Source organism: Cellulosimicrobium sp. 4261 (assembly GCF_040546915.1).
Lineage (GTDB): Bacteria > Actinomycetota > Actinomycetes > Actinomycetales > Cellulomonadaceae > Cellulosimicrobium > Cellulosimicrobium cinnabarinum.
On sequence record NZ_JBEPOQ010000006.1, the window covers coordinates 168161 to 180552 of the forward strand.

Annotated in this window: 14 protein-coding genes; all 14 read left to right on the plus strand. The window is 72.4% G+C overall.

Translation table 11 applies throughout. The features are described 5' to 3' along the window. Position 1: 1 nt before the first annotated feature. The 14 genes from prmC (at position 2) to nucS (ending at position 12207) form a co-directional block, all read left to right on the plus strand. Positions 2–1072 (plus strand): peptide chain release factor N(5)-glutamine methyltransferase, encoded by a 1071-nt coding sequence (gene prmC / locus ABIE39_RS10375; RefSeq protein ID WP_175009169.1) that lies wholly within the window; start codon positions 2–4, stop codon positions 1070–1072. Beyond that, on the plus strand, positions 1069–1836 hold the full coding sequence (locus ABIE39_RS10380; protein ID WP_175009170.1) for an L-threonylcarbamoyladenylate synthase: 768 nt from the start codon (positions 1069–1071) through the stop codon (positions 1834–1836). Before prmC ends, ABIE39_RS10380 begins: the two co-directional genes overlap by 4 nt. Then, a complete protein-coding gene (locus ABIE39_RS10385) occupies positions 1833–3089 on the plus strand; it encodes an MraY family glycosyltransferase (RefSeq protein ID WP_175009171.1) in 1257 nt (418 codons plus the stop codon). The genes ABIE39_RS10380 and ABIE39_RS10385 overlap by 4 nt, the downstream gene beginning before the upstream one ends. Beyond that, positions 3086–3613, plus strand: a complete 528-nt coding sequence (locus tag ABIE39_RS10390) for a Cg1360 family ATP-synthase-associated protein (RefSeq protein ID WP_354051634.1) — start codon at positions 3086–3088, stop codon at positions 3611–3613. The genes ABIE39_RS10385 and ABIE39_RS10390 overlap by 4 nt, the downstream gene beginning before the upstream one ends. Before the next feature lie 238 nt (positions 3614–3851). Beyond that, on the plus strand, positions 3852–4646 hold the full coding sequence (gene atpB / locus ABIE39_RS10395) for a F0F1 ATP synthase subunit A (RefSeq protein ID WP_354051636.1): 795 nt from the start codon (positions 3852–3854) through the stop codon (positions 4644–4646). A 104-nt stretch (positions 4647–4750) separates the two neighbouring features. Beyond that, the gene (locus tag ABIE39_RS10400; RefSeq protein ID WP_021482769.1) at positions 4751–4981 is read left to right on the plus strand and encodes an ATP synthase F0 subunit C; all 231 of its coding nucleotides are present in this window, start codon (positions 4751–4753) and stop codon (positions 4979–4981) included. Further along, complete coding sequence (locus ABIE39_RS10405) at positions 4981–5589, plus strand: F0F1 ATP synthase subunit B (RefSeq protein WP_175009172.1); 609 nt, start codon at positions 4981–4983, stop codon at positions 5587–5589. The genes ABIE39_RS10400 and ABIE39_RS10405 overlap by 1 nt, the downstream gene beginning before the upstream one ends. Then, positions 5589–6404 (plus strand): F0F1 ATP synthase subunit delta, encoded by an 816-nt coding sequence (locus ABIE39_RS10410; RefSeq protein ID WP_354051639.1) that lies wholly within the window; start codon positions 5589–5591, stop codon positions 6402–6404. Before ABIE39_RS10405 ends, ABIE39_RS10410 begins: the two co-directional genes overlap by 1 nt. 110 nt (positions 6405–6514) lie before the next feature. Next, a complete protein-coding gene (gene atpA, locus ABIE39_RS10415; RefSeq protein ID WP_034653508.1) occupies positions 6515–8146 on the plus strand; it encodes a F0F1 ATP synthase subunit alpha in 1632 nt (543 codons plus the stop codon). Between the two features lie 2 nt (positions 8147–8148). Beyond that, positions 8149–9045, plus strand: a complete 897-nt coding sequence (locus ABIE39_RS10420; RefSeq protein WP_074807528.1) for a F0F1 ATP synthase subunit gamma — start codon at positions 8149–8151, stop codon at positions 9043–9045. 91 nt (positions 9046–9136) lie between these two features. After that, positions 9137–10618: a F0F1 ATP synthase subunit beta gene (gene atpD / locus ABIE39_RS10425; RefSeq protein ID WP_175009173.1), complete on the plus strand. Its 1482-nt coding sequence runs from the start codon at positions 9137–9139 to the stop codon at positions 10616–10618. Between the two features lie 132 nt (positions 10619–10750). Beyond that, entirely contained in the window at positions 10751–11017 is a 267-nt protein-coding gene (locus ABIE39_RS10430) for a F0F1 ATP synthase subunit epsilon (protein ID WP_021480887.1), read from the plus strand. A 13-nt stretch (positions 11018–11030) separates the two neighbouring features. After that, positions 11031–11447 carry a DUF2550 domain-containing protein gene (locus ABIE39_RS10435; RefSeq protein ID WP_175009174.1) on the plus strand — a complete coding sequence of 139 codons (417 nt, stop codon included), beginning with the start codon at positions 11031–11033 and terminating at the stop codon, positions 11445–11447. A gap of 64 nt (positions 11448–11511) precedes the next feature. Continuing rightward, positions 11512–12207, plus strand: coding sequence for an endonuclease NucS (gene nucS / locus ABIE39_RS10440; RefSeq protein WP_175009175.1), 696 nt, complete (start codon positions 11512–11514; stop codon positions 12205–12207). Positions 12208–12392 lie beyond the last annotated feature (185 nt).

Here is a 12392-nt window from a genome sequence, read left to right on the forward strand (position 1 = left end):
GATGCGCGACGCGCGCTCCGGGTCGTCCGTGCCGGTCGAGCCGTCCGTGCCCGCGGCGTCGGTGACCGCCGGGACCGCGGTCCCCGCCGTGCTCACCGTGGACGACCTGCGGCGCGCCGTGCGGGCCGCCGAGGGGATCCTCGCGGAGGCCGGCGTCCCGTCCGCGCGCCACGACGCGGAGGCCCTCGCGGCCTGGAGCCTCGGCCTGCCGCGCCTCGAGTGGTACCGGCTGCCCGCGGGCGACGCCCCGCTCGCCCCGGCGCTGCCCGCGGGCGCGACCGACCGCTTCCTCGCCGACTACGCGGACGCGGTGGAGCGCCGACGGGGGCGCGAGCCGCTCCAGCGCATCGTCGGGCACACGGTCTTCCGGCACGTCACGGTCGAGGTGCTCGACGACGTGTTCGTGCCCCGTCCGGAGACGGAGACGGTCGCGCAGGTCGCGATCGACGAGGCGGCACGGCTCCGCGGCGACCCGGAGCGCACGGACCGGCCGCCGCTCGTCGTGGACCTGTGCTGCGGGTCGGGCGTCATCGGGATCAGCGTCGACGTCGAGGTGCCGGGCTCGCGGGTCGTCGCGGTCGACCTCTCGCCCGACGCCGTGCGGGCCACGACGGCGAACGCCGGGCGCGTGGGGTCGGGCACCCAGCGCACGCTCGTCGGTGACGTGGGCGACCCGGCGCTGCTCGCCGAGCTCGACGGGACGGTCGACGTCGTCGTGTCGAACCCGCCGTACATCCCGCCGGACGCGGTGCCGGTCGACCCGGAGGTCCGCGACCACGACCCCGACCTGGCGCTCTACGGGCGCGGCGCCGACGGCCTGGAGGTGCCGCGCGCCGTCGTGCGCGCCGCCGCGCGCCTGCTGCGGCCCGGCGGCCTGTTCGTCATGGAGCACGCGGAGGTGCAGGCGGCCGACGTGCGGGCCGCCGCCCGCGCCGCAGGCGCGTTCGTCGAGGTGCGCACCCTGACGGACCTCACGGGCCGCGACCGCATGGTCGTGGCGCGCCGAGCCGGTGCCGTCGGTGCCGCCGATGACCCAGGGTCCCCGCACGGGCGTGGAAGGATGGACCCGTGAGCTCCGTCCACCCCGTGACCGACCCGAACACCTGGGGCGCCGGCATCGACGAGGCGGTCAACGCGATCTCCCGCGGTGGCCTCGTCGTGCTGCCCACCGACACCGTCTACGGCATCGGCGCCGACGCCTTCGACGCCGAGGCGGTGTCCGCGCTGCTCGCCGCGAAGGGCCGCGGCCGGCACATGCCGCCGCCGGTCCTCGTCCCGGACGCGCGCACGCTCGACGGCCTCGCCACCGACGTGCCCGACGACGCCCGCCGCCTCGTCGAGGCGTTCTGGCCCGGCGGGTTCACCATCATCCTGCGGGCCCAGCCGTCGCTCGCGTGGGACCTCGGCGAGACGCACGGCACGGTCGCCCTGCGCATGCCCGACCACCCTGCCGCGCTCGCGCTCCTGCGCCGCACCGGGCCCCTCGCCGTGTCGTCCGCGAACGCCACGGGCCGCCCTGCGGCGCTGCACGTCGACGACGCGCGCGAGCAGCTCGGCAGCGCCGTCGGCGTCTACCTCGACGGCGGGACGGCGCCCGGGGGAGTGGCGTCCACGATCGTCGACGCGACGTCCGGCGCGCTGCGCGTCGTGCGGCAGGGCGCCGTGACGCTCGAGCAGCTGCGCGAGGTCGCGCCCGTCCTCGGACCCGACGACGAGCTGGCCGCCGAGGCCGCTCCGGAGGGGCCAGGGCCCGCGCCCACCGACGCCCTGGCCGACGCGTCTACCGAGACCCGAGGCTCCGGCGACGCCGGGGAGCCGGAGGCGAACGGCGGGTGAGGGTCTACCTGCTCGTGATGCTCGTCGCCGCGGCGGTGACGTTCCTCGCGACACCCTTCGCGCGCTGGGTCGCGCTGCGCACGGGCGCCATCACGGCGGTGCGCGACCGCGACGTCCACACGATCCCGACCCCCCGGCTCGGCGGCCTCGCGATGCTGCTGGGGCTGGTCGTGGCGGTCGTCTTCGCGTCGCAGATGCCCTTCCTCGAGAGCGTGTTCGTCGGCGAGGTCGCGGGGCAGATGGTCGCCGACGCGCGGATCTGGGGGATCGTCGGGGCGGCGGCGATCGTCTGCCTCCTCGGCATCGCCGACGACATCTGGGACCTCGACTGGATGACCAAGCTCGCGGGCCAGGTGCTCGCGGCAGGGCTCATGGCGAGCCAGGGCGTCGTGCTGTTCACGCTGCCCATCCCCATCGGGGAGCAGCAGCTCATCTGGTCCTCGCGCCTCCAGCTCGTCGCGACGATCCTCGTGGTCGTGGTGGCGATGAACGCCGTGAACTTCGTGGACGGCCTCGACGGCCTCGCGGCCGGCCTGGTCGCGATCGGGGGCGCCGCGTTCTTCCTCTACTCGTACGTGCTCACGCAGAAGGCGAGCGCCGACGACTACTCGAGCCTCGCGACCCTCGTCATCGCGGCCCTCGTCGGCATCTGCGTCGGGTTCCTGCCGCACAACTTCCACCCCGCCCGGATCTTCATGGGGGACTCGGGCTCGATGGTCCTCGGCCTCGTGTTCTCCGCCGCGGCGATCGTCGTGACGGGCCGGGTCGACACGACCACGCTCTCCGGCGCCCAGCAGATCCCGGCGTTCATCCCGCTCCTCCTGCCGCTCGCGGTGATCCTCCTGCCGCTGCTCGACATGGTCATGGCGGTCGTGCGCCGCGTCGCGCGCGGCAAGTCCCCGTTCCACCCGGACCGCATGCACCTGCACCACCGGATGCTCGCGATCGGGCACTCGCACCGGCGCGCGGTGCTCATCCTCTACGTCTGGACGGCCGTGTTCGCGTTCGCCGCTGTCGCGCTGGTCCAGTGGCACTGGCACGGTGTCGCCGCAGGCCTCGCGGCGGCCGTCGTGGCCGCTGCGCTCCTCACGCTCGGACCCCTGCGCACGCGCGGGCGGTTCCTCGACGACGACGCCGCCGCGTCGGTCGACGTCCCGCCGGTCCTCGCGCCCCCCACCCCCTCCGCGCCCGGGTCGACCGACCCGGCCGCGTCGTCCGCCGTCCCCACCCCGCCGAAGGAAGCCCTGAGATGACGACGAGCCAGCCCGAGCCCGCCCGCCCGGACGACCGACCGGACGCCAGGTCGGAGGGCGCGTCGGACGGTACGGCGACCGGCGGCCCCGTCGAGCAGACGATCGGTGCGCACGGACGCGCGGTGCGCGCGGTGTTCCGGACCGCGCTGCGCGACGTGCTGGTGCTGCTGGGGGCGCTGACGGTGCTCGGCGTCGCCGTCGGCGCGCTCGTCGCCGGGCTGCCGGGGGTCTGGGGCGCGCTCCTGGGCGTGGGCGTCGCGCTGATCTTCTCCGCGACCACGGTCTGGACGATGCTGCGCACCGTCGACTCGAGCCCGACGACGACGGCGGCGATCGTCATGGCGAGCTGGCTCGGCAAGATGGTGGTGCTCGTCGCGGTCCTCGTCGTCCTGCGTGGCATGGACTTCTACGACCGGTGGGTGTTCGCCGGGGTCCTGCTCGTCGGGGTGATGGGCTCCGCGGCGCTCGACTACCGGGCGGTGAGCAGGGGACGGATCCCCTACGTCGACCCCGCGGCGCGCTGACGTACCACCGACGCGCGGCCGACGTACCACGAGGTCGCCGGGCCGGGGGAGAGACCCTCGTCCCGCAGCATGAGCAAAATGTCACAAGCGGCCGGGAACGGCGAGAGCACGCGGATCCATACGTTAGGCTACTGGCGAATCCATGACGGCCAGGTCCGACGGCGTGCCCACCCACGGGTGACGGCTGCCCGGACCACACGACCATTGGGAGTCCACCCTGTCCACGCTTGCGACCCCCGTGCTCCTCGCTGCATCCGAGAGCGAAGGTGGCTTCCACGCGCCGTCCATCGCCGACTTCTTCCCGCCGGCGATCCTCTTCGAGGGCACCATCTTCCAGATCGACCGGATCTGGATCGTCCGGATCGTGGCCACGATCGTCCTCCTCGCGATCTTCGTCGTCGCCGCGCGTCGGGCGCGCCTTGTCCCCGGGCGCTTCCAGAACGCGATCGAGATGATGCTGGACTTCGTCCGGGTCCAGATCGTCGAGGAGATCATGGGCAAGGAGCACGCCAAGCGCTTCGTCCCGATGATCACGACGATCTTCTTCGCGGTCCTCGCCTTCAACCTCACGGGCATCATCCCCGGCCTCAACATGGCGGGGACCGCCCGCATGGGCCTGCCCTTCCTGCTCGCGCTGTGGGTGCTCGTCACCTACTGGGTCGTGGGCATCAAGGCGCACGGCCTCGGCGGCTACCTCAAGAACAGCCTCTTCCCCCCGGGGATCCCGGCGCCGATCTACCTGATCGTCACCCCGATCGAGCTGCTCCAGATCCTCATCATCCGGCCGGCCTCGCTCGCCATCCGTCTCGTCGCCAACATGGTCGCCGGCCACATCATGCTGGTGCTGTGCTTCGCCGCGACGCAGTACTTCGTGTTCGAGGCGGTCCCCGCGATGAAGGCCTTCGGCGTGCTGACGCTCGCCGGCGGGCTGATCTTCACGCTCTTCGAGCTCCTCGTCGCGGCCCTGCAGGCCTACATCTTCGCGCTCCTCGCGTCGGTGTACCTCAACATCGCGCTCGAAGAGGAGCACTGACCCGAGGCCGCACCGCGCGCCCCGACCGACCCTCTCCCACCACGCACCACTCAATGTGACGCCCGGCCGACCGGTCGGGCGCCCAACGGAAGGAACGAGCACACGTGGACGTCACCACCCTCGCCGAGGTCTCCGGCAGCATCAACACGATCGGCTACGGCATCGCCGCGATCGGCCCGGGCATCGGCCTCGGCATCCTCATCGGCAAGACCGTCGAGGGCATGGCCCGCCAGCCTGAGGTCGCCGGCCAGCTGCGCGCCACCATGTTCCTCGGTGTCGCGTTCGTCGAGCTGCTCGCGCTGCTCGGGCTCGTCGCCGGCTTCCTCTTCCAGTGATGACGGCGCTGGCTGACGCCGCGCTGACCCTCGCGGCGGAGACCGGCGAGGAGCCGGCAGGCATCGACCTGTTCCTCCCCGCCGACTACGACATCCTGTGGTCGGCCGTCGTCCTCGTCATCATCGCGGTCGTCTTCTACAAGGCGGTCCTGCCGAAGTTCCAGGCGGTCCTGGACGAGCGCACCGCGAAGATCGAGGGCGGTCTGGCCAAGGCGGAGTCCGCCCAGGCCGAGGCCGCGGCGGCGCTGGCGGAGTACCACCAGCAGCTCCAGGAGGCACGCACCGAGGCGGCGAAGATCCGTGAGGAGGCGCGCGCCGAGGGTTCGGCCATCGTCTCCGACCTGCGGGCCAAGGCGTCCGACGACGCCGCGCGCATCGTCGAGACGGCGCACCGCCAGATCGAGGCCGAGCGCCAGCAGGCCGCGGTCTCGCTGCGCAACGACGTCGGTCTGCTCGCGACGGAGCTCGCCTCCAAGATCGTGGGCGAGTCGCTCGCCGACTCGGCACGCCAGAGCCGCGTCGTCGACCGCTTCCTCGACGAGCTCGAGGCCGCGGGTCCCGCGGCGGCGAGCGCGGCGGGCACCGGTCCCGGCACCGAGGAGCGCTGATGCGCGGAACGAGCGGCGAGTCCCTGACGCAGGCGCGGGACCGGTTCGAGCCGGTCCTGCGCTCGGCGGGCGAGAGCGCGCTCGCGCTCGGCGAGCAGCTCTTCGCGGTCACGGCGGCGCTCGACGAGTCGGCGCCGCTGCGGCGCTCGCTCGCGGACCCGTCGCGCTCCGGTGCGGACAAGGCCGGGCTCGTCACGGCCGTCCTCGCGTCGGGCTTCGACGAGCGCGTCGTCGACCTCATGGCCGGGCTCGTCCGGTCGCGGTGGTCGCGCGAGAGCGACCTCGCGGACGCGACCGAGCGTCTCGGCCTGGAGGCGGTCCTCGCGTCCGCCCAGGCGCGCGGTGCGCTCGAGCAGGTCGAGGACGAGCTCTTCCGGACGTCGCGCGCGCTCGTCGGGCAGCGCGAGGCACGGCAGATCCTCTCCGACGACACGATCGCCCCCGAGCGTCGCGCCGCCTTCGTGCACGCGCTGCTCGGCGGGAAGGCCGACCGTGCGACCGAGGTCCTCGCGGTCCACGCGACGCGCGCGCTGCGCGGGCGCCGGTTCGTCCCGACGCTGGGCTGGATCGGTGAGGTCGCGGCCGAGCGTCGGCAGCGCCTCGTCGCCTCCGTGACGTCGGCGACGGTGCTCACGCAGGCACAGCTCCACCGGCTCTCGACGCTGCTCGAGCGGGCCTACGGGCGCGCCGTGCAGCTCAACGTCACGGTCGACCCCGCCGTGCTCGGCGGGATGCGCGTCCAGGTCGGTGCCGACGTCGTGGACTCCACGGTGCTGTCCCGGCTGGCCGACGCACGCCGACGTCTCGTGAGCTGACGAAGCCCACCCTTCCGACCGACGACCGTCCTGCCGGCCACCGGCCGCACAACCGACAAACGTTCGACCGCACCCGAACCACGAGGTGCGGCCACGACAGGAGAAGAGCAATGGCTGAGCTGACGATCCGGCCGGAGGAGATCCGGGCCGCTCTGGACAGCTTCGTGAAGTCCTACGAGCCCGAGGGCGCCGTGTCCGAGGAGGTGGGCCGGGTCACCCTGGCCGCCGACGGCATCGCCCAGGTCGAGGGTCTCCCGGGCGCGATGGCCAACGAGCTGCTGCGCTTCGAGGACGGGACCCTCGGTCTCGCCCTCAACCTCGACGTCCGCGAGATCGGTGTCGTCGTGCTCGGCGAGTTCACCGGCATCGAGGAGGGGCAGGAGGTCCGTCGCACGGGCGAGGTCCTCTCCGTCCCGGTCGGTGACGGCTACCTCGGTCGCGTCGTCGACCCGCTGGGCAACCCGATCGACGGCCTCGGCGAGGTCGCGACGGAGGGCCGCCGCGCCCTCGAGCTCCAGGCGCCCGGCGTCATGGCGCGCAAGTCGGTCCACGAGCCCCTCCAGACGGGCCTCAAGGCGATCGACTCGATGATCCCGATCGGCCGCGGTCAGCGTCAGCTGATCATCGGTGACCGCCAGACGGGCAAGACGGCGATCGCGATCGACACGATCATCAACCAGAAGGCGAACTGGGAGTCGGGCGACCCGACGAAGCAGGTCCGCTGCATCTACGTCGCCATCGGCCAGAAGGGCTCGACGATCGCGTCGGTCCGCGGCGCCCTCGAGGAGGCCGGCGCGCTCGAGTACACGACGATCGTCGCGGCCCCGGCGTCCGACCCGGCGGGCTTCAAGTACCTCGCCCCGTACACCGGCTCGGCCATCGGCCAGCACTGGATGTACGGCGGCAAGCACGTCCTCATCGTGTTCGACGACCTGTCGAAGCAGGCCGAGGCGTACCGCGCCGTGTCGCTGCTGCTGCGCCGCCCGCCGGGCCGCGAGGCGTACCCCGGTGACGTCTTCTACCTGCACTCCCGCCTCCTCGAGCGTTGCGCGAAACTCTCGGACGAGCTCGGCGCGGGCTCGATGACGGGTCTGCCGGTCATCGAGACGAAGGCGAACGACGTCTCGGCGTACATCCCGACGAACGTCATCTCCATCACGGACGGGCAGATCTTCCTCCAGTCCGACCTCTTCAACGCGGACCAGCGTCCGGCGGTCGACGTCGGCATCTCGGTGTCCCGCGTCGGTGGTGACGCCCAGGTCAAGGCGATGAAGAAGGTCTCGGGCACGCTGAAGCTCGAGCTCGCGCAGTACCGCTCGCTCGAGGCGTTCGCGATGTTCGCGTCCGACCTCGACGCGGCGTCGCGCGGCCAGCTCCAGCGTGGTGCGGTCCTCATGGAGCTGCTCAAGCAGGGCCAGTACTCGCCGTTCCCGGTCGAGGAGCAGGTCGCGTCGATCTGGGCCGGCACCAAGGGCAAGCTCGACGACGTCCCCGTGGAGGACGTGCGTCGCTTCGAGTCCGAGATGCTCGACCACCTGCGTCGTAACACGGACGTCTTCTCGACGATCGTCGAGACGGGCAAGCTCGAGGACGCGACCGAGGCGCAGCTCTCGGAGGCGGTCGACGCCTTCCGTGCCGGCTTCCTCAAGGGTGACGGCACGCCGCTCGTCGGCGGCGACACCGAGGACGAGACCGAGACGGAGATCGAGCAGGAGCAGATCGTCCGGCAGAAGAGGGCCTGAGCATGGCCGGATCCCAGCGCGTCTACAAGCAGCGGATCAAGTCGACGCAGTCGCTCAAGAAGATGTTCCGCGCGCAGGAGCTCATCGCCGCGTCGCGCATCGGCAAGGCCCGCGACCGCACCGCGGCCGCGGCGCCGTACGCCCGGGCGATCACCCGGGCGGTGTCGGCCGTCGCGACGCACACGACGACGCAGCACCCGCTGACGAGCGAGCGCACGGACACCAACCGTGTCGCGGTGCTCGTCGTCGCGTCCGACCGCGGCATGGCCGGCGCCTACTCGGCGTCGATCATCCGCGAGACGGAGCGCCTCGTGGAGCGGCTCACCACCGAGGGCAAGGAGGTCGCGCTCTACGCGGCCGGCCGTCGGGCGATCCAGTACTACACGTTCCGCGGGCGCGAGCTCGCGGGCACGTGGTCGTACGGCTCGGACGCCCCGAACGCGGAGGTCGCCGGCGAGATCGCCGAGACCCTGCTCGGAGCGTTCCTCGCCCCGGCCGCCGAGGGCGGCGTGAGCGAGCTGCACATCGTCTACACGCAGTTCGTCAACATGGTCACGCAGCGCCCCCGCGTCGTGCGGATGCTCCCGCTCGAGGTCGTCGAGGGCGTCGCCCCCGCCGGCAAGCACGACGTGCTCCCGCTGTACGACTTCGAGCCCTCGCCGGAGGCGGTGCTCGACGCGCTGCTCCCGCGCTACGTGCGCAGCCGGATCTTCAGCTGCCTCCTCGAGGCGGCGGCGTCCGAGCTCGCGGCGCGTCAGCGGGCGATGCACACCGCGACGGACAACGCGGAGGACCTCATCCGCAACTACACGCGGCTCGCGAACCAGGCGCGCCAGGCGGACATCACCCAGGAGATCAGCGAGATCGTCTCGGGTGCCGACGCCCTGGCGGCGTCATGACGGGCCGCGAGGCCCGCGCGGCCAGCACCATCACCGACATCCTGACCGAACCCGCCGGGGACCACTCCGGCACTGCGAAGCGAGGCCAGCAATGACCGCCACCACCGTGGAAGCACAGGTCGAGCACTCCAGCGGTCCCGGCGTGGGCCGAGTCGCTCGTGTGATCGGCCCCGTCGTGGACATCGAGTTCCCGGCGGACGCCATCCCCGACATCTACAACGCGCTGACCGTCGAGATCGACCTGTCGTCGCAGGGCGAGGGCGAGAAGTCCTTCACGCTCACGCTCGAGGTCGCCCAGCACCTGGGCGACTCGCTCATCCGCGCGATCGCCCTCAAGCCGACGGACGGCCTCGTCCGCGGCGCGCAGGTCACCGACACGGGCGCCCCGATCAGCGTCCCCGTCGGCGACGTCACCAAGGGCAAGGTCTTCAACGTCACGGGCGACGTCCTCAACGCCGAGCCCGGCGAGACGATCGAGATCACCGAGCGCTGGCCGATCCACCGCAAGCCCCCGGCGTTCGACCAGCTCGAGTCGAAGACCACGATGTTCGAGACGGGCATCAAGGTCATCGACCTCCTCACCCCGTACGTCCAGGGTGGGAAGATCGGTCTCTTCGGTGGTGCGGGCGTCGGCAAGACGGTCCTCATCCAGGAGATGATCCAGCGCGTCGCGCAGGACCACGGCGGTGTCTCGGTGTTCGCCGGCGTCGGCGAGCGCACGCGTGAGGGCAACGACCTCATCCACGAGATGGAGGACGCGGGCGTCTTCGACAAGACGGCCCTCGTCTTCGGCCAGATGGACGAGCCCCCGGGTACGCGTCTTCGCGTCGCGCTCTCCGCGCTGACCATGGCGGAGTACTTCCGTGACGTGAAGAAGCAGGACGTCCTCCTGTTCATCGACAACATCTTCCGCTTCACGCAGGCGGGTTCCGAGGTGTCGACGCTGCTCGGGCGCATGCCGTCCGCGGTCGGCTACCAGCCGAACCTCGCCGACGAGATGGGTCTGCTCCAGGAGCGCATCACCTCGACGCGTGGTCACTCGATCACGTCGCTCCAGGCGATCTACGTCCCGGCGGACGACTACACCGACCCGGCGCCGGCGACGACGTTCGCGCACCTCGACGCGACGACCGAGCTCTCCCGTGAGATCGCCTCGCGCGGTCTCTACCCCGCGGTGGACCCGCTCGCCTCGACGAGCCGCATCCTCGACCCGCGCTACGTGGGCCAGGAGCACTACGACGTCGCGACGCGCGTGAAGTCGATCCTGCAGCGCAACAAGGAGCTCCAGGACATCATCGCGATCCTCGGTGTGGACGAGCTCTCGGAGGAGGACAAGACGGTCGTCGCGCGTGCGCGCCGCATCCAGCAGTTCCTCTCCCAGAACACCTACATGGCCGAGAAGTTCACCGGCGTCGTGGGCTCGACCGTCCCGCTGAGCGAGACCATCGAGGCGTTCAAGAAGATCGCCGACGGCGAGTTCGACCACATCTCCGAGCAGGCCTTCTACAACATCGGTGGCCTCGAGGACCTCGAGCGCAACTGGGCCCGCATCCAGAAGGAGTACGGCGCCTGACCCGACGCTCGCACGGGGCCGGGCCGCACGGTCCGGCCCCGTGGGCGTCGCTCCCGACCCGGTCCGCCGCACGCGGACCGGGCGTCGTCCCGGACAGCACACCGGGCATGAACCGCCCATGAAGGAGTTCCCGTGGCACAGCTGAACGTCGACCTCGTGGCGGCGGACCGCAAGATCTGGTCGGGCCGCGCGCAGCGGGTCACGGCCCCCGCGGCGGACGGCGAGATCGGCATCCTCGCGGACCACTCGCCGCTGCTCTCCGTGCTGCAGGAGGGCTCGGTACGCATCGCGGGCGAGGGGGAGTCCCTCGAGGTCCGCGTCTCCGGCGGGTTCCTCTCCGTCGACTCGAACCAGGTCACGATCGTCGCGGACTCGGTCGAGTCCGTACCGGCCCGCTGACCTTCGCCCGACCATGACGCCCCTGGCCTGGATCGCGCTCGGACTGCTCGTCCTCGTCCTTGTCGCGATCGGGCTGGGGGCGTGGCGTCTGCGGGCCCTGTCGCACCGCGTCGGCTCGTTCGAGTGCGGCGCGCGACGCGCGGCCGCCCCCGGGGCCCCGTGGGTCGCGGGCATCGCGCACTACGGCGTCGGCCGCATCGACTGGTGGCGCCTGTGGTCGGTCTCGCTCCGGCCGGCCCGCACGTGGTCCCGCTACGACCTCGTCATCGCGGGTCGCGAACCGCTCGCGGGCGGGAGCGCCGACACCTACCTCGTCCGGTGCCGCTACCGCGGCGAGGACTTCGAGCTCACGATGTCGCGGGCCGCCTACGAGGGCCTCGCCTCCTGGCTGGAGGCCGCGCCCCCGGGCCGGCGCGACGTCGTCGTCTGAGGCGTCGCCCGGAGGGCAGACGCCGTGACCGGACCGCCCACCACCGACCCGGAGGACCCGCCTCATGCGTCTCGTCGTCGCCCGCTGCTCCGCCCGCTACACCGGCCGCCTGTCCGCGCACCTGCCGCTCGCGACGCGCGTGCTCATCGTCAAGGCCGACGGGAGCGTGCTGCTGCACTCGGACGGCGGGTCGTACAAGCCGCTGAACTGGATGAGCCCGCCCTGCACGCTCGCGGTGCGCGCGCCCTCCGACGAGGCGCGTGAGCGTGGCGTGACGGAGGTCTGGGCCGTGCAGCACGCGAAGAGCGACGACCGGCTGGAGATCGAGCTGCACGAGGTGCAGCACGACAGCTCGCACGAGCTCGGCATCGACCCGGGGCTCGTCAAGGACGGCGTCGAGGCCCACCTCCAGGAGATGCTGGCCGCGCAGATCGAGCTGCTCGGCTCGGGCCACACCCTCGTGCGCCGCGAGTACCCGACGGCGATCGGCCCCGTCGACATCCTCGCCAAGGACCCGCTCGGCGCGACGGTCGCGGTCGAGATCAAGCGCCGGGGCGACATCGACGGCGTCGAGCAGCTCACGCGCTACCTCGAGCTGCTCAACCGCGACCCGCTGCTCGCGCCCGTGCGCGGCGTGTTCGCCGCGCAGGAGATCAAGCCGCAGGCGCGCGTGCTCGCGACGGACCGCGGCATCGGCTGCCTCGTGCTCGACTACGACGCGATGCGCGGCGTCGACGACGTCGACTCGCGCCTCTTCTGACGCCCGACCCCGACCCGCCGAGCAAGGGGGGGGGGGGGGGGGGGGGGGGGGGGGGGGGGGGGGGGGCCCCCCGCGCCCCCCCCCCCCGGGGCCCCCCCCCCCGCCCCCCCCCCCCCCCCCCCCCCCCCCCCCCGCATGCTCGTCTCTCCGGGACCGGCTGCTCGGCGGCTGACGGCGGCCACGTA

Bases quoted from the DNA above. Each gene is read 5' to 3' on its own strand.
- prmC (WP_175009169.1), top strand. From the start codon at position 2: ATGCGCGACGCGCGCTCCGGGTCGTCCGTGCCGGTCGAGCCGTCCGTG.
- ABIE39_RS10390 (WP_354051634.1), top strand. From the start codon at position 3,086: ATGACGACGAGCCAGCCCGAGCCCGCCCGCCCGGACGACCGACCGGAC.
- ABIE39_RS10405 (WP_175009172.1), top strand. From the start codon at position 4,981: ATGACGGCGCTGGCTGACGCCGCGCTGACCCTCGCGGCGGAGACCGGC.
- ABIE39_RS10410 (WP_354051639.1), top strand. From the start codon at position 5,589: ATGCGCGGAACGAGCGGCGAGTCCCTGACGCAGGCGCGGGACCGGTTC.
- atpA (WP_034653508.1), top strand. From the start codon at position 6,515: ATGGCTGAGCTGACGATCCGGCCGGAGGAGATCCGGGCCGCTCTGGAC.
- ABIE39_RS10420 (WP_074807528.1), top strand. From the start codon at position 8,149: ATGGCCGGATCCCAGCGCGTCTACAAGCAGCGGATCAAGTCGACGCAG.
- atpD (WP_175009173.1), top strand. From the start codon at position 9,137: ATGACCGCCACCACCGTGGAAGCACAGGTCGAGCACTCCAGCGGTCCC.
- ABIE39_RS10435 (WP_175009174.1), top strand. From the start codon at position 11,031: ATGACGCCCCTGGCCTGGATCGCGCTCGGACTGCTCGTCCTCGTCCTT.
- nucS (WP_175009175.1), top strand. From the start codon at position 11,512: ATGCGTCTCGTCGTCGCCCGCTGCTCCGCCCGCTACACCGGCCGCCTG.